General features: G+C 64.4%; 19 protein-coding genes. 6 read left to right on the forward strand and 13 right to left on the reverse strand.

The features are described from left to right. Nucleotides 1-32: 32 nt before the first annotated feature. Genes gatB through gatC form a run of 3 tightly spaced genes read right to left on the reverse strand, consistent with a single transcriptional unit; the run spans nucleotide 33 to nucleotide 3,375 of the window. Nucleotides 33-1,562, reverse strand: coding sequence for an Asp-tRNA(Asn)/Glu-tRNA(Gln) amidotransferase subunit GatB (gatB, locus tag ACW5CM_RS07960; RefSeq protein ID WP_438254343.1), 1,530 nt, complete (start codon nucleotides 1,560-1,562; stop codon nucleotides 33-35). After that, nucleotides 1,562-3,079: an Asp-tRNA(Asn)/Glu-tRNA(Gln) amidotransferase subunit GatA gene (gene gatA, locus ACW5CM_RS07965; protein ID WP_438254342.1), complete on the reverse strand. Its 1,518-nt coding sequence runs from the start codon at nucleotides 3,077-3,079 to the stop codon at nucleotides 1,562-1,564. The genes gatB and gatA overlap by 1 nt, the downstream gene beginning before the upstream one ends. Next, nucleotides 3,076-3,375 carry an Asp-tRNA(Asn)/Glu-tRNA(Gln) amidotransferase subunit GatC gene (gene gatC / locus ACW5CM_RS07970; RefSeq protein ID WP_438254341.1) on the reverse strand — a complete coding sequence of 100 codons (300 nt, stop codon included), beginning with the start codon at nucleotides 3,373-3,375 and terminating at the stop codon, nucleotides 3,076-3,078. Before gatC ends, gatA begins: the two co-directional genes overlap by 4 nt. 61 nt (nucleotides 3,376-3,436) lie before the next feature. On the opposite strand from gatC, the gene ACW5CM_RS07975 reads away from it, so the two are divergent. Next, entirely contained in the window at nucleotides 3,437-5,137 is a 1,701-nt protein-coding gene (locus ACW5CM_RS07975; protein WP_457124710.1) for a long-chain-fatty-acid--CoA ligase, read from the forward strand. 54 nt (nucleotides 5,138-5,191) lie between these two features. Beyond that, entirely contained in the window at nucleotides 5,192-7,030 is a 1,839-nt protein-coding gene (locus tag ACW5CM_RS07980; protein ID WP_457124711.1) for a DEAD/DEAH box helicase, read from the forward strand. 108 nt (nucleotides 7,031-7,138) lie between these two features. Here the strand turns inward: ACW5CM_RS07980 and ligA are convergent, their stop codons facing one another. From ligA to ACW5CM_RS07995, 3 genes are read right to left on the reverse strand one after another with little or no spacing between them, the layout of a single operon-like run. Next, nucleotides 7,139-9,457, reverse strand: coding sequence for an NAD-dependent DNA ligase LigA (gene ligA, locus ACW5CM_RS07985; protein WP_457124712.1), 2,319 nt, complete (start codon nucleotides 9,455-9,457; stop codon nucleotides 7,139-7,141). 47 nt (nucleotides 9,458-9,504) lie between these two features. Further along, nucleotides 9,505-10,602: a tRNA 2-thiouridine(34) synthase MnmA gene (mnmA, locus tag ACW5CM_RS07990; protein ID WP_438254334.1), complete on the reverse strand. Its 1,098-nt coding sequence runs from the start codon at nucleotides 10,600-10,602 to the stop codon at nucleotides 9,505-9,507. 9 nt (nucleotides 10,603-10,611) lie between these two features. Continuing rightward, nucleotides 10,612-11,787, reverse strand: coding sequence for a cysteine desulfurase family protein (locus ACW5CM_RS07995; RefSeq protein ID WP_457124713.1), 1,176 nt, complete (start codon nucleotides 11,785-11,787; stop codon nucleotides 10,612-10,614). Between the two features lie 68 nt (nucleotides 11,788-11,855). On the opposite strand from ACW5CM_RS07995, the gene glgX reads away from it, so the two are divergent. The 3 genes from glgX to glgB all read left to right on the forward strand — a co-directional run bounded on the left by glgX (nucleotide 11,856) and on the right by glgB (nucleotide 18,236). After that, complete coding sequence (gene glgX / locus ACW5CM_RS08000; RefSeq protein ID WP_457124714.1) at nucleotides 11,856-13,934, forward strand: glycogen debranching protein GlgX; 2,079 nt, start codon at nucleotides 11,856-11,858, stop codon at nucleotides 13,932-13,934. A 169-nt stretch (nucleotides 13,935-14,103) separates the two neighbouring features. After that, a complete protein-coding gene (locus ACW5CM_RS08005; protein ID WP_457124851.1) occupies nucleotides 14,104-16,062 on the forward strand; it encodes an alpha-1,4-glucan--maltose-1-phosphate maltosyltransferase in 1,959 nt (652 codons plus the stop codon). Next, on the forward strand, nucleotides 16,059-18,236 hold the full coding sequence (glgB, locus tag ACW5CM_RS08010; protein ID WP_457124715.1) for a 1,4-alpha-glucan branching protein GlgB: 2,178 nt from the start codon (nucleotides 16,059-16,061) through the stop codon (nucleotides 18,234-18,236). The genes ACW5CM_RS08005 and glgB overlap by 4 nt, the downstream gene beginning before the upstream one ends. A 12-nt stretch (nucleotides 18,237-18,248) precedes the next feature. On the opposite strand, the gene ACW5CM_RS08015 is transcribed toward glgB, so the two are convergent. Together ACW5CM_RS08015 and ACW5CM_RS08020 are read right to left on the reverse strand one after the other, a co-directional pair. Further along, nucleotides 18,249-19,190 carry a tetratricopeptide repeat protein gene (locus tag ACW5CM_RS08015; RefSeq protein ID WP_438254329.1) on the reverse strand — a complete coding sequence of 314 codons (942 nt, stop codon included), beginning with the start codon at nucleotides 19,188-19,190 and terminating at the stop codon, nucleotides 18,249-18,251. Then, nucleotides 19,187-21,064, reverse strand: a complete 1,878-nt coding sequence (locus ACW5CM_RS08020) for a DUF8094 domain-containing protein (protein ID WP_457124716.1) — start codon at nucleotides 21,062-21,064, stop codon at nucleotides 19,187-19,189. Before ACW5CM_RS08020 ends, ACW5CM_RS08015 begins: the two co-directional genes overlap by 4 nt. Nucleotides 21,065-21,238: 174 nt before the next feature. Here ACW5CM_RS08020 and ACW5CM_RS08025 point away from each other — a divergent pair, with 174 nt between their 5' ends. Next, entirely contained in the window at nucleotides 21,239-22,291 is a 1,053-nt protein-coding gene (locus ACW5CM_RS08025; protein ID WP_439254424.1) for an AI-2E family transporter, read from the forward strand. 36 nt (nucleotides 22,292-22,327) lie between these two features. Here ACW5CM_RS08025 and ACW5CM_RS08030 read toward each other — a convergent pair whose 3' ends face one another. Genes ACW5CM_RS08030 through frr form a run of 5 tightly spaced genes read right to left on the reverse strand, consistent with a single transcriptional unit; the run spans nucleotide 22,328 to nucleotide 25,540 of the window. Continuing rightward, on the reverse strand, nucleotides 22,328-22,615 hold the full coding sequence (locus ACW5CM_RS08030) for an Rv1322 family protein (protein ID WP_438254324.1): 288 nt from the start codon (nucleotides 22,613-22,615) through the stop codon (nucleotides 22,328-22,330). A 9-nt stretch (nucleotides 22,616-22,624) separates the two neighbouring features. Further along, the gene (locus tag ACW5CM_RS08035) at nucleotides 22,625-23,305 is read right to left on the reverse strand and encodes an aggregation-promoting factor C-terminal-like domain-containing protein (RefSeq protein WP_457124717.1); all 681 of its coding nucleotides are present in this window, start codon (nucleotides 23,303-23,305) and stop codon (nucleotides 22,625-22,627) included. A gap of 46 nt (nucleotides 23,306-23,351) precedes the next feature. Then, a complete protein-coding gene (locus ACW5CM_RS08040; protein WP_438254321.1) occupies nucleotides 23,352-23,918 on the reverse strand; it encodes a DivIVA domain-containing protein in 567 nt (188 codons plus the stop codon). A 23-nt stretch (nucleotides 23,919-23,941) separates the two neighbouring features. Continuing rightward, a complete protein-coding gene (locus ACW5CM_RS08045; protein WP_438254319.1) occupies nucleotides 23,942-24,979 on the reverse strand; it encodes a phosphatidate cytidylyltransferase in 1,038 nt (345 codons plus the stop codon). A gap of 6 nt (nucleotides 24,980-24,985) precedes the next feature. Continuing rightward, nucleotides 24,986-25,540, reverse strand: coding sequence for a ribosome recycling factor (frr, locus tag ACW5CM_RS08050; RefSeq protein ID WP_438254317.1), 555 nt, complete (start codon nucleotides 25,538-25,540; stop codon nucleotides 24,986-24,988). Between the last annotated feature and the right edge of the window lie 63 nt (nucleotides 25,541-25,603).

Consider the following 25,603-nt stretch of genomic DNA (forward strand, 5'->3'; position numbering starts at 1 on the left):
TTCTCGCCGATGCGTGCGACATTCTCAGACGACTACCCCGCAGCACGCTCCAGGATCAGCTCACGCACGCGGGCGGCGTCTGCCTGTCCCTTCATCGCCTTCATCACAGCACCGATCACGGCACCAGCAGCCTGCACCTTGCCGTCCTTGATCTTGGCAAGCACGTCGGGCTGGGCAGCGAAAGCGTCATCGATCGCAGCGATCAGCGCGCCATCGTCTGAGACGACAGCAAGACCGCGCGCATCGACGACCTCTTGCGGAGTTCCCTCACCGGCGACAACACCTTCGAGCACCTGACGCGCAAGCTTGTCGGTGAGGGTTCCCTCATCCACGAGCTTCTGCAGCGCGGCGACGTTCTCCGGGCTGATGAGATCTGCGGCGACCTCGTCCTGGGTGTTCGCCAGACGAGAGATCTCGCCGGTCCACCACTTGCGCGCGGCGGCAGGAGCCGCACCCGCAGCGATTGTCGCCTCGACCTCATCGATCAGACCGCTGTTGCGCACATCTTGGAACTCCAGATCCGTGAAGCTCCACTCTGCCTTCAACCGGCGGCGGCGCGTGACGGGCTGCTCGGGAAGCTCTGCCCGCAACTTTTCGATGAGTTCGATCGCAGGCTGCACGGGCAGCAGGTCGGGCTCCGGGAAGTACCGGTAGTCATCAGCATCCGACTTCGGACGGCCCGGCGAAGTCGTACCGGTGTCCTCGTGCCAGTGCCTGGTCTCCTGCGTGATGGTGCCGCCATCTGCGAGGATCTGCGCCTGACGCTGGATCTCGTGGCGAACAGCACGCTCCACCGAACGCATGGAGTTGACGTTCTTCGTCTCCGTGCGCGTCCCCAGCGGTGCTGGTTCTGCGCCCTCGGCGACACGCGGACGCAGCGAGACGTTCGCATCGCAGCGCAGGTTGCCGCGCTCGAGACGCGCTTCGGAAATGCCGAGGCTGCGCACGATGTCACGGATCGTGGCGACGTACGCCTTCGCGATCTCGGGAGCACGGTGCTCCGCGCCGTAGATGATGTTCGTGACGATCTCGACCAACGGGACACCGGCACGGTTGTAATCGACGAGCGAGTACTCAGCACCCTGGATGCGCCCGGTGGCACCGCCCATGTGGGTGAGCTTTCCGGCATCCTCTTCCATGTGCGCGCGCTCGATCGGAATCGTGACGAGTGTGCCGTCCTCCAACTCGACCACGACGGATCCCTCGTAGGCGATCGGCTCGTCGTACTGCGAGATCTGGTAGTTCTTACCCAGGTCGGGGTAGAAGTAGTTCTTTCGAGCGAAACGACTGGATGCTGCGATCGAGCAGTTCAGCGCAAGTCCGAGGCTGATCGACGATTCGATGGCGGTCGCGTTCACGACCGGCAGCGCACCGGGAAGACCCAGATCCACAGCAGCGATGAGCGTGTTCGGCTCCGCGGCGTGGTATTTCTCGTTCGCCGGGTTCGGGGCATCCGAGAACATCTTCGTATTGGTGTTCAACTCGACGTGCACCTCGAAACCGAGCACCGGCTCGAACATCTCGAGAGCCTTGTCGAAGTCCATAAGCTTTGCCGCGGCCATCAGCGGTTCCCTCCTGCGAGCTGGGGTGCCCGCGTGAGCAGTGGTGCTCCCCACGAGTCGACGAGCGCGGTCTCCAGAGCCGCGCCGACGCGATACAACCGGGCATCCTCGTAAGCGGGGGCCAGGAACTGGATGCCGACGGGCAGACCGTCGTCGTCAGCAAGCCCGGACGGGATCGAGATCCCGGGGACGCCAGCAAGGTTCGCCGGGATCGTCGTCAGATCGTTCAAGTACATCTGCAGCGGGTCGCCGATGCGCTCGCCGATCTTGAACGCCGTGGTCGGAGCGGTCGGGGTCGCAATCACGTCGACCTCGGCGAACGCTTTGTCGAAGTCCTGCTGGATGAGCGTGCGCACCTTCTGCGCGCTGCCGTAGTACGCGTCGTAGTATCCGGCCGAGAGCGCATACGTTCCGAGGATGATGCGGCGTTTGACCTCGTCGCCGAAGCCAGCTTCACGCGTCGCCGACATCACGTCTTCAACGGTCGCGGCACCTTCGGGGATGACGCGCATGCCGAAGCGCACCGAGTCGAACTTCGCCAAGTTGCTGGATGCCTCGGCCGGCAGAATCAGGTAGTAGGCGGCCACGCCGTACTCGAAGTGCGGGGTCGAGATTTCGATGATCTCCGCGCCGTTCGCCTCGAGGATGTCGAGAGAAGCGCGGAAGGATGCCGCAACACCAGGCTGGAAGCCCGAGTCCGGCAGCTCCTTGATGACGCCGACCTTCAGACCTTTCAGCACGTCTCCGCGGGCGCCCTCACGGGCAGCTTCTGCGAACGACGGCCACGCGTCGGTCAGCGAGGTGGAATCCTTGGGGTCGTGCCCGCCGATGATGTCGTGCAGCAGCCCGGAGTCGAGCACTGTTCGCGTGACAGGACCGACCTGATCGAGGCTCGATGCCAGCGCGATCGCACCGTAGCGGCTGACGCCGCCGTAGGTCGGCTTGAGGCCGACCGTCCCGGTCACGTGGGCGGGCTGACGGATCGATCCGCCGGTGTCCGAGCCGAGCGCGAGCGGCGCCTCGAACGCTGCCACTGCGGCGGCCGAGCCACCGCCGGAACCACCAGGGATCCGGTCGAGATCCCAGGGGTTGCGCGTGGGGCCGTACGCGGAGTGTTCGGTGGAGGAGCCCATGGCGAACTCGTCCATGTTGGTCTTGCCCAGCGGAACGAGACCAGCAGCGCGCGAACGGGCGACCACGGTCGCGTCGTACGGCGACATGTAGCCCTCGAGGATCTTCGAACCGCTCGTGGTGGGCTGATCGGTGGTGACCAGGACGTCCTTGATCGCGAGCGGAACGCCGGCCAGAGAGCCCAGCTCCTCCCCCGCGGCGCGCCGTGCGTCAACGGCGTCGGCAGCAGCCAGTGCGCCCTCGTTCACGTGCAGGAATGCGTGGACGTCGCCGTCAACGGCGGCGATCCGGTCGAGGTGCGCCTGAGTGGCCTCGCGGCTGGAGACTTCACCGCTGGTCAGCTTGGCGGCAAGCTCTGCGGCGGTGAGGCGGATGATGTCGCTCACTGTTCTTCTCCCAGGATCGCGGTTACGCGGAAGCGGCCGTCGGCGGCATCCGGGGCATTCTGCAGCACCTGCTCATGCGTGAGCGTCTCGCCGACCACGTCGGGACGGAAGACGTTCGCGAGCGGGATCGGGTGGCTGGTGGCCGGGACGTCCGGCGTCGCCACCTCCGACACCTTTGCGATGTTGTCGACGATGGCGTCGAGTTCACCGGTCAGGCGAGTCACCTCGTCGTCGTTCAGCTGGATGCGCGCAAGCACGCCGAGATGGCGCACAAGATCAGGGGTGATTTCAGACACCACTCCAGTCTAAGGCGCACACCGCGTGAGACCTGCCGCGTGTGCCCATAGGCTGATATTCATGCCGATCTTCGATCCCCCTCGTCCGTGGACCTCGTCTTATGCTCCCGGTGTCCCATCCGATCTCGGCGAGATCAACGGTTCCCTCCTCGACATCGTGGAGGCATCCGCTCGCGACTACCCGGATGCTGTCGCGTTGGAGTTCTTCGGCCAGGAGACGACCTACCGGCAGTTGCAGGAGTCGATCGAACGTGCCGCGGCTGGTCTGCACCAGTGCGGCGTGCGCGCGGGAGACCCGGTCGCAATCATTCTGCCCAACTGTCCGCAGCACATCATCGCGTTCTACGCGGTGCTGCGCCTGGGCGCGGTCGTCGTCGAACACAACCCGCTCTACACACCGCGGGAGCTGCGCAAGCAGTTCTCCGACCACGGGGCCACACATGCGATCGTCTGGAGCAAAGTCGCCCCGACGGTGCAGGAGTTCCCCGCGGACCTCACCGTGAACACGCTGATCTCGGTCGACATCACCCATGCGATGCCAGCACTCATGAGAATCGCACTCCGTCTGCCGGTCCCCTCGTTGCGAGCTAAGCGCGCTCAGCTCACCTCTCCTGTGCATGGCGTACTCAAATGGGAGCAGATCCTTGCCCATGAGCCGATTGCGTCCTCGCATCCGCGTCCGGGCGTCGGTGAGCTCGCAATCATCCAATACACCAGCGGCACCACCGGTGACCCGAAGGGCGCCTCGCTGACGCACCGCAATCTGCTCGCCAATGCCATGCAGGCCGGCGCGTGGATTCCCGAGGTGCAACGTGGCGCAGGAACAGTGTTCTACGCGGTCCTGCCCATGTTCCACGCCTATGGGCTGACGCTGTGTCTGACGTTTGCGATGTCGATGGCCGCGCGTCTGGTGTTGTTCCCCAAGTTCGATCCGGACATGGTGCTCGACGTCACACGCAAGCGGCCTGCCACGGTGCTGCCGCTGGTACCGCCGATCGCAGAGCGCCTCCTCATTCGAGCCCGTGAACGCGGGATTTCGCTGGCGGGGACCGGTATCGGCGTATCCGGAGCCATGGCACTGGACGCGAAACTCGTCGAGCCGTGGGAGGCTGCGACCGGCGGCTACCTCGTCGAGGGCTACGGTCTTTCCGAATGCTCACCGGTGTTGATGGTGAACCCCGTGGCGCCGAACCGGGTGGCCGGAAGCATCGGACTGCCGATTCCTGGCACCGAGGTGCGTGTCGCAGATCAAGACGACCTCAATCGCGACGTCGCCGTGGGTGCACCGGGCGAGCTGCTCGTGCGGGGTCCCCAGGTGTTCTCCGGCTACTACGGGCGCCCGGAAGCGACAGCGGCGGTCTTCCACGACGGCTGGTTCCGCACCGGAGATGTGGTCACGATGGATGAGAAGGGCTTCCTCCGTGTCGTTGACCGCATCAAAGAGCTCATCATCACCGGTGGATTCAACGTCTCACCGACCGAAGTGGAGATCGCACTGCGACAGCACCCCGCCATCGCCGATGCGGCCGTCGTCGGACTCCCCAGCGGTCACAGCGGAGAAGAGGTCGTCGCTGCCGTGGTCATGGATCCCGGAGTGGAACTCGATGAGCAGGACGTCCGTGATTTCGTGCGAGGCATCCTGACCCCCTACAAGGTGCCCAGGCGATTGTTCGTCACCGACGAACTTCCCACGTCGATGATCGGTAAGGTCCTGCGACGTCAGGTGCGTGAACAGTTGATCGAATCGACCAAGGATCAATAGCGCGTCGGCCGCGTCATCAGGCACCTTCTCAGGTGAAGGCGCTATTCTCGGGAAGTGACTGCTGACGAAGATCTGACACCCGACGCCCCCGCCGCTCCCGGATTCGAGGAGCTCGGTATTACCGGGCCGGTGTTAAAAGCCATCCGCGACCTCGGCTATGAGACTCCCTCGCCGATCCAGGCCGCGACTATCCCGACTCTCCTGAACGGCCGCGATGTGGTCGGCATGGCCCAGACCGGAACCGGCAAGACCGCGGCATTCGCTCTCCCCGTGCTTGAGCGCCTCGATGCCTCGCAGAAGACCCCGCAGGCACTCGTGCTCGCACCGACCCGCGAGCTCGCGCTGCAGGTGTGTGAAGCGTTCGAGTCATACTCCGCGAAGATGAAGGGCGTTCACGTCCTTCCCGTGTACGGCGGTCAGGGTTACGGCGTTCAGCTGTCGGCGCTGCGCCGTGGCGTGCACGTCGTCGTCGGCACGCCCGGTCGCATCATGGACCACCTCGCTAAGGGCACCCTCGACCTGTCTGAGCTGAAGTACCTCGTCCTTGATGAGGCCGACGAGATGCTGAAGATGGGCTTCGCAGAAGACGTCGAGCAGATTCTTTCGCAGACTCCCGTCGAGAAGCAGGTCGCGCTCTTCTCAGCGACGATGCCGCCGCAGATCCGTCGTCTTGCGCAGAAGTACCTGCGCGATGCCGAAGAGATCACGGTCAAGTCCAAGACCGCGACTGCCACGAACATCACGCAGCGCTACCTCATCGTCTCTTACCAGCAGAAGGTCGATGCGCTCACCCGAATCCTCGAGGTCGAGAACTTCGACGGCATGATCGTCTTCGTCCGCACGAAGAACGAAACCGAGACTCTGGCTGAGAAGCTCCGTGCTCGCGGGTACTCCGCAGCCGCGATCAACGGTGACGTTGCTCAGGTTCAGCGCGAGCGCAGCGTGAACCAGCTGAAGGATGGCAAGCTCGACATCCTCGTCGCTACCGATGTTGCCGCGCGTGGACTTGATGTCGAGCGCATCAGCCACGTCGTGAACTACGACATCCCGACCGACACCGAATCCTACGTGCACCGTATCGGCCGTACCGGTCGTGCGGGTCGCTCTGGTGATGCGATCAGCTTCATCACGCCGCGCGAGCGCTACCTGCTCAAGAGCATCGAGAAGGCCACCCGTCAGGCGCCGACGCAGATGACTCTGCCGAGCACCGAAGACGTCAACACGACGCGCCTCGCACGCTTCGACGATGGCATCACCGCTGCTCTCGCCGAGACCGCGCGCATCGCCGCTTTCCGCGACATCGTGGCCCACTATGTGCGCAACCACGATGTGCCTGAGGCTGATGTTGCCGCAGCACTTGCTGTTGTTGCTCAGGGCGCGACCCCGCTGCTGCTGGACCCCGCGAACGACCCGCTGACGGCAGCCGTCGAACGCGACAACCGTCCGCGTGTCGACCGTGACCGCAACGATCGTCCGGCTCGCGAACCACGTGAGCGTCGCGGCCGCGGAGACTACTCCGCGTACCGCATCGAGGTCGGCCGTCGTCACCGCGTCGAGCCGCGTCAGATCGTCGGTGCGCTGGCGAACGAGGGTGGCCTCGGACGCGATGACTTCGGCGCCATCAACATCAAGCCGGACTTCTCCATCGTCGAGCTGCCCTCGAACATGAACCCGTCCGTGCTCGACAAGCTCAAGGACACCCGGATCTCCGGTCGTCTCATCGAGATCAAGCCCGACCGCGGCCCCCGTGGTGGCGGCCCCCGCGATGGTGGATCCCGCGATGGTGGCTACGCCTCACGTCGTGAGGGTGGCTACGGCGACCGCCGCGGGTCTGACCGCAACGAGGGCGGATCCGACCGCGCGCCGTTCCGGAAGCCGCGTCACAAGGACTGATTCCGCTCGAGAAACACTTTGCTGCATGAGACAGGGCCTAACAAGGCCTGTCTCATGCAGCAAAGTGTTTTTGGCGCCAGGGGTTCAAGGCGCCCCTGGCTAATCCGCTCAGCCGCCCAATGCGGCCGGGCCCTCCGTGACGAGAACATGGAACTGCGCAGCATCCAGAATGCGGATGCCGAGATCCTCTGCCTTCGCGAGCTTGGAGCCCGCTCCGGGCCCGGCCGCCACGAAATCAGTCTTCTTCGAGACGCTGGATGCCGCCTTGCCGCCGGCCCGGATGATTGCTTCCTGGGCGCCATCGCGGGTGTATCCGTCGAGAGATCCGGTCGCCACGATCGTGAGCCGGTCGAGCACTCCCCCTTCGGCGACCGCCGCACCAGGACCGGGATGCCCCGGCGTTACCCACTGCACACCGGCCTCAGCCCACTTCTCCACGATCTCGACGTGCCAGTCGACCTCGAACCAGTCCAGCAGTGAGTCGGCGATGATTCCGCCGACGCCCTCGACAGCGGCGAGTTCTTCACGGGATGCCGCGCGAATCGCCTCGAGCGACCCGAACCACTGTGCCAGGGCTCGGGCAGCGACCGGTCCCACGTGGCGAATGTTCAGCGCGACCAGCAGTCGCCAGAGCTCCTTGGTCTTCGCCTTCTCGAGTTCGGCGAGCAGCGTGTGCGCCTGTGAGGAGGGCTGAGCACCGGTCAGACCGGACTTCTTCTCAGCCGACGTCGCATTCCGCCGGAAGGGCGAGCGGGTCTTCACGATCCCGTCGTCGTCTTGCTTCGGCAAACCCGTTTCCGCATCACGGACGACAACAGAGATCGGCACGAGATCTTCCAACGCGAGAGAGAACAACCCCGCCTCTGTGTCCAGCGGGGCGACCGCAGGTGCTTCGGCCTGGGTGAGCGCCGCAGCAGTGACTTCACCGAGCGCTTCGATATCGAGCGCGCCGCGCGAGCCGATGTGCTCCACTCGTCCGCGCACCTGCGCAGGACACGACCGCGCGTTCGGGCAACGCAGATCGATATCGCCCTCTTTCATCGCGCGAAGCGGCGTGCCGCACTCGGGGCAGCCTTCCGGCATGACGAACTCGCGTTCCGTTCCATCGCGCTTCTCGACGACCGGCCCCAGCACCTCGGGGATGACATCGCCCGCCTTTCGCAGCACAACGGTGTCGCCGATGAGAACACCCTTGGCCTTGACGACATCCTTGTTGTGCAGCGTTGCTTGCCGCACCACCGACCCCGCCACATGTGCGGGCGCCATGACGGCGAACGGGGTGGCCCGACCGGTGCGTCCGACCGAGACGACGATGTCGAGCAGGGTCGTCTGGACTTCTTCCGGCGGGTACTTGTACGCGATCGCCCAGCGCGGCGCGCGCGAAGTCGTTCCCAGCTCATCATGCAGCGCCAGCTCATCGACTTTGACGACGATTCCGTCGAGTTCGTGCTCGATATCGTGCCGGTGCTCACCGAAGTACGCTACGAAGGCGGCGACCTCATCGATCCCGTGATGCACCTGGGTGTGCGGGCTCATCGGCAGTCCCCAGGTGGCGAGCAAGTCATAGACCTCACTCTGCGATGCGACCGGAGGGTCGGGCCACGCCCCGATGCCGTGCACGTACAGCGACAACGAATCTACTCGCAGCAGACCCGCCTCGAGCTCGAGCCCGTCCTTCTTGTCGATCTGCTGCCGTAGTCCACCGCTGGCGGCATTGCGCGGATTGGCGAACGACGGGAAGCGGCGTGCGGCGGCTGCTCGCGCCTTCTCTTCATCGAAGGGGCGCTTCGCGCCACTGCGGGCCTCCCAGCGCGCCGCATTGTCGGCGTACGCACGCTCACGAAACGATGCCTGAGCGGCGTTCAGCCGCTCGAAGGCCGCCACCGGGATAAAGACTTCACCGCGGACCTCGACGATCGGCGGATGCCCCTCGCCGCTCAGCCGCTCGGGGATATCAGCCAGCCGCAGCGCATTCTCCGTGACGATCTCGCCGACCCTGCCATCGCCACGCGTCGCAGCGGAGGTCAGCACACCGTTCTCATAGCGCAGGTTGATCGCGAGGCCATCGATCTTCAACTCGGTGAGCCAGGCGACTTCGCGGCCGGAAGCCGCCGTGGTCTTCGCAGCCCAGTCACGCAGCTCCTCAAGGGAGAACACGTTGTCCAGGCTCAGCATCCGCTCCGCGTGCTCGATCGTCGCGAGGCCGGTCGATTCAGCGGCACCGACCATCTGCGTCGGCGAGTCCTGCCCCTGCAGCTCGGGATGAAGCCGTTCCAGCTCTTCGAGCCGGTGCATCCACCCGTCGTAGGTGGCATCGTCCACTACTGAGGTGTCGCGGCCGTAGTAGGCGTCTTTGGCATCGAGGATGCGGGTGGTCAGTTCCTCGGCCTCGACACGGGCGGCTTCCAACGAGATGTTCTCAGGCACCTGGCAATTCTACGAGCGACCGCCGACATCGCGGGGAGCCCCGACTCTTACGCGTCGACCGGAACCGCCGAAACCGTGTGATCAATCGTGAATTGTCCCAGCACGCGCGTGCCGACATAGAGCACAGCAGTCTGGCCTGGCGCGACGCCATCCAGCGGTATCTCCGGAATCACCTGCACCCCGTCATCCGAAACCGTCGCATGTGCGGGAACCGGCTCGGAATGCGCGCGAATCTGCACGTGGCAGTCGAATTCCGACGATACCGGTGCGGCCCCGGCCCACGAGAACCGAGCTCCCGAGATCTCACCGATAGCGAGCGCTTCCTTCGGACCGACGACCACCGTGTTCGAGACCGGGCGAACCTCCAGCACGAACCGGGGCTTGCCATCAGCTGCCGGCACGCCGAGCTTCAACCCGCGACGCTGCCCGACGGTGAAGGCGTGGGCACCGTCATGCGAGCCCACCACCGCTCCGGTGCGGTCGAGGATCTCGCCCTGCTCAGCGCCAACCTTCTCCGCGAGCCAGCCACGGGTGTCTCCGTCAGGAATGAAGCAGATGTCGTGACTGTCGGGCTTCTGCGCGACGCTCAGTCCGCGCTCGGCGGCTTCTGCCCGCACCAGAGCCTTTGACGGCGTCTCACCGAGCGGGAAATACGTGTGCGCGAGCTGCTCAGCAGTGAGGACCCCCAGCACATAGGACTGGTCCTTGGCGTTGTCCGATGCGCGGTGCAGCTCCAAACCGCCTTCGCCGTCGACCAGCGTGGCGTAGTGCCCGGTGCACACAGCATCGAAGCCCAACTCCAACGCCCGCTCGAGAAGGGCGGCGAACTTGATCTTCTCGTTGCAGCGCATGCACGGGTTCGGTGTACGGCCGGCCTGATACTCGCTGATGAAGTCGTCGATCACGTCGTCGCGGAAACGCTCGGAGAAGTCCCAGACATAGAACGGGATGCCGAGCATGTCAGACGCGCGACGCGCATCCATCGCATCCTCGATCGTGCAGCAACCGCGGCTGCCGGTGCGCAGGGTGCCACCGGCGCGCGACAGCGCCAGATGCACGCCGGTCACATCGTGTCCTGCTTCCACGGCCCTCGCGGCCGCAACAGCAGAATCGACACCGCCGCTCATTGCTGCCAGAATACGCATTCGTCCAGTCTAAATGCGTTCAGCTGTGCGTGCTCCGGATGCTCGCAGATACGCGTCCGCGATCGTGGCCAGCACCGCATCCACATCAGCATCCGTCGAGGTTCGCCCCAGCGTGAAGCGGAGCACGCTGCGGGCTTCCTTCTCACTCCGCCCCATCGCCATGACGACGTGCGATGGCTCAGCGACGCCTGCCTGGCAGGCAGATCCAGTGGATGCCGCAACACCGGCGACGTCGAGCAGGAAGAGCAGGCTCTCACCCACGGCATCTGGGAACAGCACATGCGCATTGTTCGGCAGACGGTCGACGGGATCCCCGAGCAGTTCGGCTTCGGGAACGGCACTGCGGATGCCCTCAACCAGGCGATCTCGCAGCACGCGAAGCCGTGCTGCCTCAGTTTCACGCTCAGCCTCGGCGCGTTCCAGGGCGACAGCGAAGGCGGCGGCACCGGCGACATCCTGGGTGCCCGCCCGCAGCCCGCGCTGCTGGGCGCCGCCGTGCAGCAGCGGTGCCATCCGTGCCGTGCGTCCCACGACGAGCGCGCCGATGCCCACGGGCGCTCCGATCTTGTGCCCGGCGACACTCATCGCCACCAGGCCGGCTCCTGCCGGGGCATCCGAACGCAGATCACGGAACGACACCGGCACGTGTCCCACCGCCGCAACCGCATCAAGATGCAGCGGCACGCGAGCGAGTGCGGCGACAGCGCTCAGCGATCCGGCGTCATTGAGCGTGCCTACCTCGTTGTTGGCGATCAGAGCCGTCGCCAGCGCGGCGCCGGGGAGGGCTGCCTCGAAAGCTGACACACCGATGCGACCCTGTTCGTCCAGTGCGACGGCACGTGCTCCTGCGCCATCGGCAACGAGCGCGGCAACCGTGTCCATCGTGGCGTGATGCTCTCCATCAGGAAACACGATCGTCTCTGCCCCTGCTTCACGCGACACCCACAGTCCCCGCAGCGCCGTGTTGATGGATTCGGTTCCCCCCGAGGTCAGCACCACCTCGATCGGATCGCATCCGAGTACCGCCGCGATCCGCTCACGCGATTCTTCCAGGAGACGACGAGCGTCTTGCCCGGCACCGTGCGTCGATGATGCGTTGCCGACCACCTCGGTCGCCGCCAGCCACGCATCACGTGCTTCTGGCCGCAGTGGAGTGGTCGCCGCGTGGTCGAGATAGAACCGCATCCCTTAACTCTCCCGCATTTCTCGCGGCTTTGGGCGTCGACACTGATGATCCCGCCTAATGTGTACTCATGCCCGCGACCCCTGACTTCACCGCACCCGGTGGCGCGATCCTCGACAACCTGGGCGTACGCCTGCACGACGGCACCGCGACTCTCCGAGTCTGGTCGCAGCACGCCTCAGCTGTCGAACTGGTCATCTTCGATGAGACCGATCTGGATTGGGTCACCGACAGCGTCGATCTCGACCGTGACGACGACGGCGTGTGGCAGGTCACCTCTGAACTTCTGCAACCAGGAACCCGCTATGCGATTCGTGTGGACGGGCCCCACGGTGCGGGTAACACGTTCAATCCGGAGACGCTGCTTCTGGATCCGTACGCGCGCGGTCTCGCGCAGGGCGACGGATACGAGGAATGGCGTTCGGTCGTCATCGCCGACGGATTCGACTGGGGAGAATCGCACAAGCCCCGGATCCCTTTGCACAAGACGGTGATCTACGAAGGGCATGTGAAGGGGATGACCAAGCGTCACCCCGACGTTCCCCCCGCACTGCACGGCACCTACGCCGGGCTGGCGCATCCCACGATGATCGAGCATTTCCGATCTCTCGGAATCACCTCCATCGAGCTGCTGCCCGTGCACGCCTTCGTCCCCGAGCCCCGTCTGCTGGAACGCGGCCTCACCAACTATTGGGGTTACAACACGCTGAACTTCTTCACACCCCACGCCGCATATGCCACCGAGGAGTCACGCAAACAGGGGCCCGAAGCGGTCCTGACCGAATTCAAGGGCATGGTCCGGCTCCTGCACGAAGCAGGCCTCGAGGTCATCCTCGATGTCGTCTACAACCACACCTCAGAAGAGGGCATCGGCGGCCCCCGCTCCAGCCTGCGGGGCATCGACAACGCCAGCTACTACCGACAGCAGGCCGATGGCGTTTACATCGACACCACCGGATGCGGGAACACCCTGAACACGGCGGCCGACGCCGGCGCCAGACTCGTACTCGATTCCCTGCGCTATTGGGCGCAGGAGATGCAGATCGACGGCTTCCGCTTCGACCTCGCCGCAGCGCTCGGCCGTGACGAGAAGCATGAGTACAACCGGGATCATCCGCTGCTGGCTGCTATCCGCACCGATCCGGCGCTGCAAGACGTGAAACTCATCGCCGAGCCATGGGATGTCGGAATGGGCGGTTGGCAAACCGGTAATTTCGCGCCGGGCTGGCACGAGTGGAACGACCGGTACCGAGACCGCGTGCGCAATTTCTGGTTGAGCGACATCGACTATGCGCGCCGAGCATCGGCCCCGGTCGGAATCGGCGGATTCGCGACGCGGCTGGCTGGTTCATCGAACACCTTCACCGCGGACCGCGGCCCGCTGGCGAGCATCAACTTCATCACGGCGCATGACGGATTCACCCTGCGCGACCTCGTCTCGTACGACGTGAAGCACAACGAAGCCAACGGTGAGAACAACCGTGACGGCGCAGATATGAACCGTGCCTTCAACCACGGGGTCGAGGGGCCCACCGATGACCCGAACGTTCGTGCGGTTCGCCGCAAAGCCATGCGCAACCTGTTGGGCACGCTGCTGCTCTCCGCGGGCATCCCGATGCTCACCGCGGGCGACGAGACCGGTCGCACTCAGCGCGGCAACAACAACGCCTACGCACACGACTCCGACCTCACCTGGCTCAGCTGGGACCACGAGCCGTGGCAGTTGGAGCTGCGCGAGCACGTTGCGACGCTGATCCAATTGCGCCAGGAAAACGCCGCGTTGCGTCCGAGCCGATATGCGCGCCTCGGCGAGCACACTCCGCACGCTTCCGTCATGGACTGGTTCAATCAGTGCGGCGAGACGATGGAGGAACAGCAGTGGACCGACCCCGGAAACCGGACTCTGCAGTATGTTGCAGCATCCACTCCCCTCGCCGATGAACCGGTCAATCGGATCCTGCTCATCGTCCACGGCACGGAGAGTCCGGTCGATGTCACACTGCCCGTGGATATCGAGAATGCGACCCGTTTCGTGTCGCTGTGGTCAAGCGCAGATGACAGGCCGAGTGGGGGGAAAGAAGAGTTCGCCCCGGGTGATGTCGTTTTGACCGCGGGCACATCGATGCGGTTGTTCCGCATCGAGCGATGACAGCAGTACTCGCTTCCGATCAAGGCTGTTCTGAACAACGCCGGCGCGGTAGATTCAGGGTGTGGCTGCACGTTCTGGCATTCGTCCCACGGGGCTTCTCAGCCCCGCACAGATTCCGTTGCGGCCACGCGCCGTCGACCAGGCCGAGACGCGAACCGGGCGCATACCGCTGGCCGATCCACAACCGTCGGTACCGGGTGGATTCGCCGCCAAAGCTTTCTCCTCGGAGGTCGTCCCCTTCGGCGTTGTCGCGTTCCGTGAGGGACACGACATCATCGGCGTGCATCTGCGGCTCGTATCTCCCACCGGCGACGAGAGTCTGCACCGGCTGAAGCCGCTCGCTGACGGAACCGATCGCTGGCAGTGCGAGATCGCGCTGCTCACCCAGGGCGTCTGGCAGTACAGTTTTGAAGCCTTCGCCGATGACTTTGCGACCTGGGCACACGCAGCCACGGTGAAAATCGCCGTCGGCCTCGATGTTGCGGTCATGACAGCACTCGGTCGAGAACTGCTCGCGCGCGCCGCAGCGGATAAGACGCGCCCTGCCGCGGAACGCACGAGCCTCGCGGCTCTGGCGAAAGATCTCGACGAGACGGATGCCGTCGCAGCCCTCGCTGTCGCCACCGACGCCGACCTCGCCGGTGTGTTCGCCGCTCGCCCGCTCACCTCGCTGTCATCAGCGACAGCACAGCACACGATTCTCGTCGAGCGCGAGAGGGCCGGTGTCGGCGCCTGGTACGAGTTCTTCCCGCGCTCAGAGGGCGCCAGGCGATCAAGTGACGGCACGATCATCAGCGGCACTTTCCGTACCGCAGCGAGGCGTCTGCCCGCCGTCGCGGAAATGGGCTTCGATGTGCTGTATCTGCCGCCGATTCATCCGATCGGCCGCACGCACCGCAAGGGAAAGAACAACACGCTGGATGCGGGCCCCGAGGACCCCGGCTCACCCTGGGCCATCGGCGCTGCCGAAGGCGGTCACGACGCCGTGCATCCAGACCTCGGCACTCTGGCCGACTTCCGTTTCTTCGTGCGCGAGGCAGCGAAAGTCGGAGTCGAGGTTGCGCTCGATCTGGCGCTGCAGGCATCCCCCGACCATCCCTGGGTCACATCCCACCCGGAGTGGTTCACGACTCTTCCAGACGGTACGATCGCCTACGCCGAGAACCCGCCCAAGAAGTATCAGGACATCTATCCGCTGAACTTCGATGGCGATCCAGTCGGTCTCCGGGAAGAAGTGCTGCGCATCGTGAAGCACTGGATCGGCCAGGGCATCCGCATCTTCCGCGTCGATAACCCGCACACCAAGCCGCTCCAGTTCTGGGAATGGCTCATCGCTGAGGTCACCGCAGCTGATCCCGACGTAATCTTCCTCGCCGAAGCATTCACGCGTCCCGCTCCCCTGCGCGGACTCGCCGCTGTCGGCTTCCAACAGAGCTATACCTACTTCACCTGGCGCAATACGAAGCGCGAGCTGGAGCAGTTCCTCACCGGACTCGCCACCGACACGGCCGATTACCTGCGCCCGAACCTGTTCGTAAACACCCCAGACATCCTGACGGAGTACCTGCAGTACGGCGGGCGCGCGGCGTACCGTGTCCGGGCCGCGATCGCGGCGACAGCGGCCCCGACCTACGGGGTTTACGCGGGCTACGAGCTTTACGAGAACGTGGCGCGTCCGGGTTCCGAAGAGAATATCGACAACGAGAAGTATGAGTACAAGGTTCGTGATTTCGCTGCAGCTGAAGCCACCGGCGCCTCACTTGCTCCCTACCTTGCCCGTTTGAATGAGATTCGCCGCGCGCATCCCTCGCTTCGCCAGTTGCGCAATCTGTCGGTGCATTGGAGCGACGACGACGCGATCCTGGTTTACTCCAAGCACCTCGATGGCGCCTTCACTGCCAACGGCAAGCCAGACACCATCATCGTCGTCATCAATGTCGATCCGCACTCCGTCCGCGAGAGCACCGTTCACCTCGATACCCGTATCTGGGCAGTGGAGCCAGGCGATCCGTACCTGGTCGAGGACCTCGTGACCGGGTCCGTGTGGACCTGGACGGATCACAACTTCGTTCGACTCGATGCATTCACCGAGCCGGTGCACATCCTGAGGGTGAAGGAGCGATCATGACCGACATCGACAACGGTGTTTCCACTGCAGAGTGGGAGGCTGTGGCAACGGGATCTCATCATTCGCCGCATGACATCCTCGGCACTCACCCGACCACGGATGCCGACGGCCACGCACGGAGCATCATCCGGGTTCTGCGACCGTTTGCCGACGAAGTCATCGTCATCCTCGCGGACCGCACGCGGGTGCCTCTCACCCATGCCGCACACGGCATATGGGAGGGCGAGCATGCCGGAGGCGCAGTCCCCTACCGCGTCGCCACTGTTTACGGCGACGATGATGAGATCCTCGCCGGCGACCCGTACCGCCATCTCCCTACCATCGGCGAACTCGACCTTCATCTGATCGGAGAGGGACGTCACGAACGGCTGTGGGAGGTGCTCGGGGCTAACGCCCACCCGCTCGACGGCGACATCGGGTTCTCTTTCGCCGTGTGGGCGCCCAATGCCCGAGCCGTCCGCGTGGTCGGCGACTTCAACCAGTGGGACGGCACCAGTCACGCCATGCGCTCGATGGGTCGTAGCGGTGTCTGGGAGCTCTTCATCCCCGATATCACGCCCGGCGCGCACTACAAGTTCGAGATCCTCACCCCCGATGGGCGATGGATTCTCAAAGCTGATCCCCTGGCTCGACGCACCCAGACCCCTCCAGAGACAGCGTCCGTGGTCCCTTTCTCCGCGTACTCGTGGAAGGACGGCGCGTGGATGACCCGCCGCGCCGCCACACACGCCGTCGCGCAGCCGATGTCGATCTACGAGGTGCATCTGGGCTCCTGGCGCGAGGGACTCGGCTACCGAGAGGTCGCCGACCCGCTCATCGCCCACGTCACGGAGACAGGTTTCACCCATGTGGAGTTCATGCCGCTCGCCGAGCATCCTTTCGGCGGCTCCTGGGGCTATCAGGTCAGCGGCTATTACGCACCTACGGCCAGGTTCGGCGACCCCGACGGGCTGCGCTATCTGATCGATCGTCTGCATCAGGCGGGGATCGGCGTGATCCTGGACTGGGTACCTGGGCACTTCCCCAAGGACGACTTCGCGCTGGCTCGATTCGACGGAATGCCCTTGTACGAGCATCCGGACCCGCGCCGTGGTGAGCATCAGGACTGGGGCACGCTGATCTTCGACTACGGGCGTCCAGAAGTTCGTAATTTCCTCGTTGCAAATGCCCTGTACTGGTTCGATCAGTTCCACATCGATGGATTGCGGGTGGATGCTGTGGCGTCCATGCTCTACCTCGACTACTCCCGTGAGGACGGCGAGTGGGAACCCAACATGCACGGCGGACGCGAGAACCTCGAAGCGATCCGCTTTCTGCAGGAGGTCAACACCACCGCTTACCGCGCTCACCCCGGGATCGTCATGATTGCGGAGGAATCGACCAGCTTTCCCGGAGTCACCGCCCGCACCGACCGCGCCGGCCTCGGTTTCGGCTTCAAATGGAACATGGGATGGATGAACGACTCGCTGCAATACATGGCACGCGATCCGCTCTACCGCGCCCACCATGAGGGTGAGATGACGTTCTCCTTCGTCTACGCCTTCGGCGAGAACTATCTGCTGCCCATCAGCCACGACGAGGTCGTGCACGGCAAAGGAAGTCTGCTGTCGAAGATGCCCGGTGACCATGGCCAGAAACTCGCGAATGTGCGCGCCTATCTGGCGTATATGTGGGGCCACCCCGGCAAGAATCTGCTGTTCATGGGCCAAGAATTCGGCCAGATCGCAGAATGGTCGGAGAGCCGCGAGCTGGACTGGTGGTTACTCGATCAGCCCGCGCATGCGCAGTTGCAGCGATTCGTCGGCGCCATGAACACGGTGTACCGCAGCAATGCGCCGCTGTGGGAGCGCGACGGCGAAGCCGTGCACTTCCAGCGTCTGGGCGCTCCGTCCTGGGACCCCAACGTCATCGCATTCGAACGTCGCGACAGACACGGAGGTCGCGTCGTCGTGGTCAGCAACTTCGCCGGTACTGAGCGGGCCAACCTCAAGCTCGATCTGCCGGTCGCCGGGTTGTGGGACGAGATCTTGAACACGGATGCCGTCGAGTACGGCGGAACCGGCATCGGGAACTACGGCCGGGTCGCCGCGCATCCCGAGGCCGACCACGACACCCCGATGACGAGGATCACCGTACCGGCGCTGTCAACGCTCTGGCTGCGCCACCGTCATTAAAAACAGCAGCGACTAGAACAGCAGTGACGACAGGCGCGTGCGCGCGGCGATGACCCGGGCGTCGTCTGCGCCGATGAGTCCGAACAGCTCGACCAGGCGTTCGCGAACGGGCGTCCGCTCGTCGCTCGGCAACTGCGCGAACAGGTCGAGCAGCCGCTCGAAAGCGTCTTCGACGTGGCCACCGGAGATGTCGAGGTCGGCCACCAGCATCTGCGCGGAGATGTCCTTCGGCGCAGCCGCTGCGGTTGCCCGCGCTTGCTGAAGGTCGACTCCCTGCACGCGGTCAAGCAGCCGCACCTGGCCGAGGCCGGCACGGGCGTCTTCATCGCGCGGGTTCTCGGCCAGCGCCTTCTCGTACGCCGTGATCGCAGTGGCGAAGTCGCCTTCTTCAATCGCGGCGAATGCCTCGGCGTGCAGCGGAGGCAACGGCACTTCCTGCTGCTCTTCTTCTTCAGCAGGCTCAGCAGCATCTGATGCCAACGATCCCGTCACGCCATTCTGCGCTGCCAGCTGCAGCAACTGGTCGAAGACCTGGCGCACCTGCTCTTCAGGAACGGCTCCGGTGAACATCGGGACCGGCTGTCCTGCGATCAGCGCCACTACCATCGGGATCGATTGAGCCTTGAAGCTCTGGGCCAGTTGCGGGTTCGCATCAACGTCGACCTTCGCCAGCACGACGCGTCCGGCGAGTTCGAGGACGACCTTCTCCAGAATCGGGCTGAGCTGCTTGCACGGGCCGCACCACTCGGCCCAGAGGTCGACGACGACCGGTACGGTGCGCGACAGCTCGAGGATCTGCCCGAAAGTGGCGTCGGTGACATCGACGATGAATCCACTGGGTGCTACAGCGTCGCCGCCCGCTGATGCGGCTGGCGTTGCGGGAGCTGCGGGTCGATTGCGCAGCGTCGAAAGGTCTACGGCGCCGCGAAGAGCTGCGGCAGAGATGTCGCTCACTTGATCACTTCCACGTTGAGGATGTCCTGATCGACGGCGAGCAGGCGGACCTGTGCCGTCGATCCCTGGCTGGGTACCGAGAAGAACAGTTGCAGACCATAGGTGGTCACAACGCCCTTCGAAGCCTCTTCCACGCCGGTGAGCGTCTTGGCCTCGGCGTTGTCTCCGAATCGGATCACCGCGTCATCGGAGGTCGGTGCGATGGTTTCGCTGTCGACGAGCGAAACCGCGACAATAGCCCCGCTGTCGAGCGTTGCGAGTGCTGTCGGTTCGGCGGGGCTGGGTGTGATGTCGAAGGCCGTGCTGGAGGTCTCTGCAGCACCGTTGTCCACGAGCGATTGCACGACAGCATCACGGCTGGCCTTGATCGATTCCGCGAGAGTGATCGCCACCGGATCGAACAGCTCGTAGCTTTCGCTCGATTCACCCGCATCCACCACATCGGCGAACGCCGCGGCGACTTCGTCCGGAGTCAGCGCGAGGAAGGCTGCGGCATTGTCGGTAATGAGGCTCGTCCCCAACCACGCCGGAGCCAGCTGCGGCACCTCTGCCGAAGCCTGCATCTCTGCGATGTTGGTGACCTTGTAGTTGGCCCACGGGTCGTTCTGGGTCATGGTGAGAACGACCGGGGGCAAAGTTTCGTCCGTCTTGCTCTTGCTGAGCGCCAGCACCGTACGCGGCCAGGTGTCTGTGGCCTGCGGCAACAGCACTTCGATGGTGTCGGTGGGGATGATTGCTGGCAACGGGCGATCGGTCAGAGTCCCGCGCAGCGTGTAGTCGGTGCGACGGGCATCGAGCGGTGCTCCGTCCAGACGCGTTGCAGCCAGATCGATGTCGAGCGCGGTGTCAGCCTCGCTGAGTGTCGTCGAAATCTCCTGCAGGATGCGGGAGGCCTGTGCCTCGGTGACAGCCGGGGGCTTCTGGTTCTCCGGTGTCACCACAGTCGGCGACGGCGTCGGAGAGGGAGTCGCCGAGTCGAACTGCGGCCAGGAATCACCGGAGCAGCCAGCGAACAACAGCGCTGCCACGCCGAGAGCTGGCAGTGCCAGCAGACGTCGCCGAGGTGTGATGGCCCGACGTTCGCTCTTGGGCGCAGCCTCGTCTGTCGGAGTCGGATCTGCCGGGGTGGAGTCCGTCGGGTCGGCCGCTGCCGGTTCGAGTTGCGCACGCGGCTCAGGACGATCAAGCGCGAAATTGATCGGTTCGGTCGGCGGCAGCGGTCCGGGGCCCTTACGCCGAGGGCCGCGCCCGCGACGCTGGTGGCGGATCGCCAGCACATACATGACCAGCCCGAACAGCAGCACGGCACCGCCAGCGGCGATCAGCGGACCAACCGAGGGCGTGGAGGTGTCCAGCGGCCAGGAGATGACGATGTCCTGCGGTGCGTCCGCGGTTCCGTCCCGCGCGATCAACACGCTCATGCCTTCCGGGAGCTGCATATCGGTGATCAGCTGATCCGGCTCGCTGAAGGAGTCCAACCACAGGTCCGAGCCGACAGGGCTGCGCCCGGGCTCCTCAGCGCCCTCGGCGCCCTCATCGGGAGCCTCTACGACAGGTTCGATGAGTGTTGTCGTCGTCGTGCCGTCCTCAGCGGGGACAACCGAGTTGTAGGTCGCATCCGACAGCCATGCTTCGAGATCGGCCGTGCGCCCGTAGGCTGCGAAAATTTCCCCCTCGCCACGAACGAGCAGGGTCTGCTGACCCGGATGCTCGCGTAGCACCGCGCCATCGACGAGCAGATAAGGTGCCGGTTCTTCGATACTGAGCTCAGCCTGCTGCGCGGAAGGGCCCATGAAAATGGTTCGCTGAGCTATGCCCGCTCCGATCAGAAGCGTGGCCAAGACGAAGGCCACGACGGCCCAGACGAAACGCACGAAAAGACTCCTTACGTGACCAAGGCGCCTCGCCCCAGTCACCACTCGACATTTCAGACTATCGAAACTGGCTGTGTGTTGACCACGAGGCGGTGAAGCGGCGATTGATCGGCACGTCGTGAAATCTCTCACCCAGCGCGGACTAGCCTGAGATCAGTCTGACGAGGAGCACGCATGAAGGTCCATAATCCGTTTCGCACCGCACTGGTGGCCACGCTGGGCGTGGGCCTCGGCATTCTGCTCATCGGCAGCGTCGAATCACTGTCCACGGTGCTGCTGTACGTCGGCACGGCGCTGTTCATCAGTCTGGGACTTGACCCGGTCATCTCTTTCTTGGAGCGTCGCAAGCTCCCGCGCTGGCTGGCGGTTGTGATCACTATCTTCGGCGTGCTGGGAATCTTCGCGGGAATCGTGCTGATCGTCCTGCCCATCATCGTCGACCAGGTGTCCCAGCTGGTGCGGCAGATCACGCGGCTCGTGCAGAGCAGCAATAACCTCTGGGAGGACCTGCGCGAGTGGCTGGGCGCGGTCTTTCCTGCGCTCGACGTCGATCGAGTGCTCAATGAGGCGCAGAACTGGTTGCTCGAGAACATGGGCGACATCACCAGCAGCGTGATCGCGGCGAGTGTGAACATCGTCACCGGCCTGTTCGGCGCGTTCATCGTACTGATCCTTACGATCTACCTGACCGCTTCGACTCCGTCGCTGAAGCGCTCGGTGTACCAGCTGGTGCCAGCATCCAAGCGTGCGCGCTTCGTCGACCTCGGTGAGCAGATCACAGATTCGGTGGGCTACTACGTCATGGGCCAGGTGACGCTCGGCGTCATCAACGGCATCCTGAGCGCCATCTACCTCAACATCATCGGCGCACCGTTCGCTGCTGTGCTCGCAGTCATCGCGTTCTTCGCGTCATTGATCCCGCTGGTGGGGACGCTCACCGGGTCGACGATCATCGTCCTGGTCTGCTTGCTTCCCGGCCTCGGATCCCCGGGCGTCGCGCTGGCCGCCGCGATCTATTACCTGATCTACATGCAGATCGAGGCGTACCTGATCTCGCCGCGGATCATGAGTCGCGCCGTTTCTGTTCCCGGCGCTGTCGTTGTCGTCGCTGCCCTCGCCGGCGGTTCGCTCCTCGGCCTGCTCGGTGCGCTCATCGCGATCCCGGTCGCGGCCAGCATCCTCATCATCTACCGCCAGGTGCTCATCCCCCGGATGAACGAGCGTTGACGCCAGCCTGGTCACGGCCTCGCGTAGCGGACTGACTCAGGCAACCTGCCAGCAGTGCGTGTGCCAATGCCGTCTGGCGGCCAGATCCGCTGCATCACCGAGTACGCCGTCGGCACGCCAGACAACCTGGTGTGCCGTTCCCGGCAGAATCGCGCCGCCGCAGCCGGGGCAGATGTACTGCTTCTGCGCCTTCAGCGCCGATACCGGCTGCACAGTCCATTCGCGACCCTGGCGGCTCTCACTGCGTTTCCACCCGGCGAGCAGACGGTCGAAGGAGTCGTCAGAGTGCGAGCGCTCCTGGCGCCGTCGATGGGATCGTGCCATATCGGAGCATTACCACCAGTGGTTGTTGATCCAGAAGTTGTAGGCGCCTGCCCAGCTGCCGTACCGCCCGGTCGCGTAGCCGTTCGCCCAGCGAAGATTGTCGACCGGGTTGTAACCGTTGCCCGGCACCTTGCTGCACGGCAGAGCCTGCACAAGACCACAGGCTCCGGAAGACCTGTTGGTCGCGTTCGGGTTCCAACCGCTCTCGCGTCCGACGATGTAGTCGACGTAGCCCCAATCACCGGATGCGAGGCCAGCAGCAGCCATCCATTCGGCGGGTGCGCCGCCACCGGTGTAATAGAGCGGTCCCCCGCCGCCACCGCCACCGCCGGCAGAGGCCGGCGCTGGCACCTGTTCCGGAGTGGGGGTCGGTGTGACGTAGACCTCGAACGCACCACGCTGCACGGGCGAAATCGTCGCCCCCTCCGCCGTGATGGTGAGATTCTGGGTGTCGCGCGCCGCCAGAGAGAAAGATGTTTCGACTTCAACCGCCGGCGGATCGGCCAGGGCCATACCCGTCGGCGCGACGATCGCAGCGGTGAATCCAACCACGGCGAAAGCTGCCAACACACCACTGACACCACGGCGTTGGGTCCAGCGGCGTCGCGGGCGGACGGCTGATTTTCGGGATGCCGCAGCGACCGTCGTGCTGCGCACGCCGACGTGGTCGATCTCAGTACCGGAAGTCACAATGCCTCCAGTGTATCCAGGCGCGCCTGAGTCCACCATGAGTGCCTCACCGCACAGCGAGAATCACGTCGATGGTTGCGTCCAGAAGGGCATCGACCTGCTCCTCGCGGTAGCCGCGCCGCTGCATCCGGAATGCTGCCGAACGCAGCTGCTCAGCAGAAAGTGCATCGCCGTCGCGCAGATAGCGCACGATGCGTTCTGCGACATGATCGACCTCATCGATGCGGTAGCCGAACGAGAGCAGGCCGGTGCGGGCGAACTTGCGCCGACGATCACGAGACAGATGATCGAGAACGATCTGCGCCTCGCCGCGTGCTGCGACGACCCACGCTTCAGGGCCGTCCTCGCGCACCACACGTTCGCGTTCCCGCGCGGCGAAAGCGTCCTCAACGCGTCCCAGCGCGGCATCCACCTCGCTCACGGCGTACCCGCCCTTCACCAGCGGGAAAGACGCGATGCGAATCTCAGCCGCGGTGAGCTGGTCTTGATCCTGCTCAAAGCTGTCGCGCGCTGCGGCGAGAAACGTATCCACGGCGGTGCGGTGGTACCCGCGTTCACGCCCCTGGGTGACGCGGAAGGCCGATTGCGTCTCGGCCTGGTCGTACTCAGTCAATTCATTCACCGTATTCACACTCATCACGCCATCGCCCAGGGCGAAAGCAGGAAGTACAAGCTCAGCGCGGGGATCGTCGACGGCAGCACGCTGTCGAGTCGGTCCAGCATCCCGCCGTGACCTGGTAGCCAGGAGCTCATGTCTTTGATTCCGAGATCCCGCTTGATCATGGATTCGCCGAGGTCGCCGAGCGTAGCCGACAGCAAAATAGCGACGCCGAAAATAGCCCCGGCCCACCAAGGCATCTCCAGCAGGAAGATCGCCAGCAGGACACCGGCCGCGATTGCAGCGATCACAGCTCCGGCGAAACCTTCCCAGGTCTTCTTCGGGCTGATTCGCGGAGCCATCGGATGCTTGCCGAAGGCCACTCCAGCCGCATAAGCGCCGGTGTCGGCTGAGACCGCGATGGCGACGAATCCGAGCACCCACCACTGCCCACCCTCTTGTGCCAGCAAGAGCAGTGCGATGCCGGCGAGGAAGGGTACGTAGATCTGCACGAAACCGCCGATTGCAGCATCCTTGAGAACGTCTCCGTACGTGCGACCGTCCTTCGCGATCATCTGCGCCAGCAGGCGCCATACGATCACGAAGGCGACCGCGGAGATCAGTGCGACCCAGATCAGCCACGGCGGAGCGAAGAACCCAGCCAGCGCGAGCGCGGTGCCAGCGATGAGCTGGGCTGCGACGTCGATGCGCCGTCCAGATGCACGCAACGCTCTCGTTAGTTCCAGGATGCCGAGAATAACGATGGCCAGCGCGATCGGAACGAAGAGCTCTTTGATGAACGCGAGCGATCCCAGCAGCACGGCGCCGAACCCCAAGCCGACCAGTATCGCCAGAATAAGGTCGCGACCGGTACGAGCCTTGATGCGCTCATTGGCCTGGTCGAGGTGCTCGCGGGCCTGATTGACGTGCGTCTCGAACTCGCCGCGCGCCTGGCGCAGCTGTTCCCGCATCGCCGCGCCTGTTTCAGCAGGCGCGGCGTCCGGGGTCACCACGGAGCGAGTTTCGTCCGACGATATCGGGCGTTGCTCGCTTCCATCTCCAGATGCATCGCTCATTGCGGGCTATACCTCGAGGAGCTCGACTTCTTTGCGCTTGAGCGCCTCATCGATCAGATCGACGTGCTGGCGGGTCAGCTGGTCGAGTTCCTTCTCGCCGCGCACCAGTTCGTCCTCACCGACTTCACCCTTCAGCGCGTCGAGTTCGTCCTTGGACTTGCGGCGGACGCCGCGGAGGTGAACCTTCGCGTCTTCGCCCTTGGTGCGTACGAGCTTGACGTACTCCTTGCGACGCTCCTGAGTGAGCTCGGGCATCGTCACACGGATCGTGTTGCCGTCGTTCGTCGGGTTGACACCGAGGTTGGGCATGTCTCGAATCGCCTGCTCAATAGCCCTGAGTGCAGACTTGTCGTATGGCGTGATGATAATTGAGCGCGCTTCCTGAATTGCCATCGAGGCAAGCTGTGCCATCGGCGTGGGCGAGCCGTAATAATCCACCATCACCTTTTGGAAGAGCTGCGGGTTCGCGCGACCCGTACGAACGGTGGCGAAATCCTCCTTGGCAGCTTCGACCGCGCGTGTCATGCGCGAGGTGGTATCAGCGAGGACATCCGCGATCACGGTGACTCCTATCGTCGGGGGTGTGCATGTAATTCTAGCCAGGTGCGTGGCGTGCACCTGGAT

The organism is Microbacterium wangyouchuni (assembly GCF_054072595.1).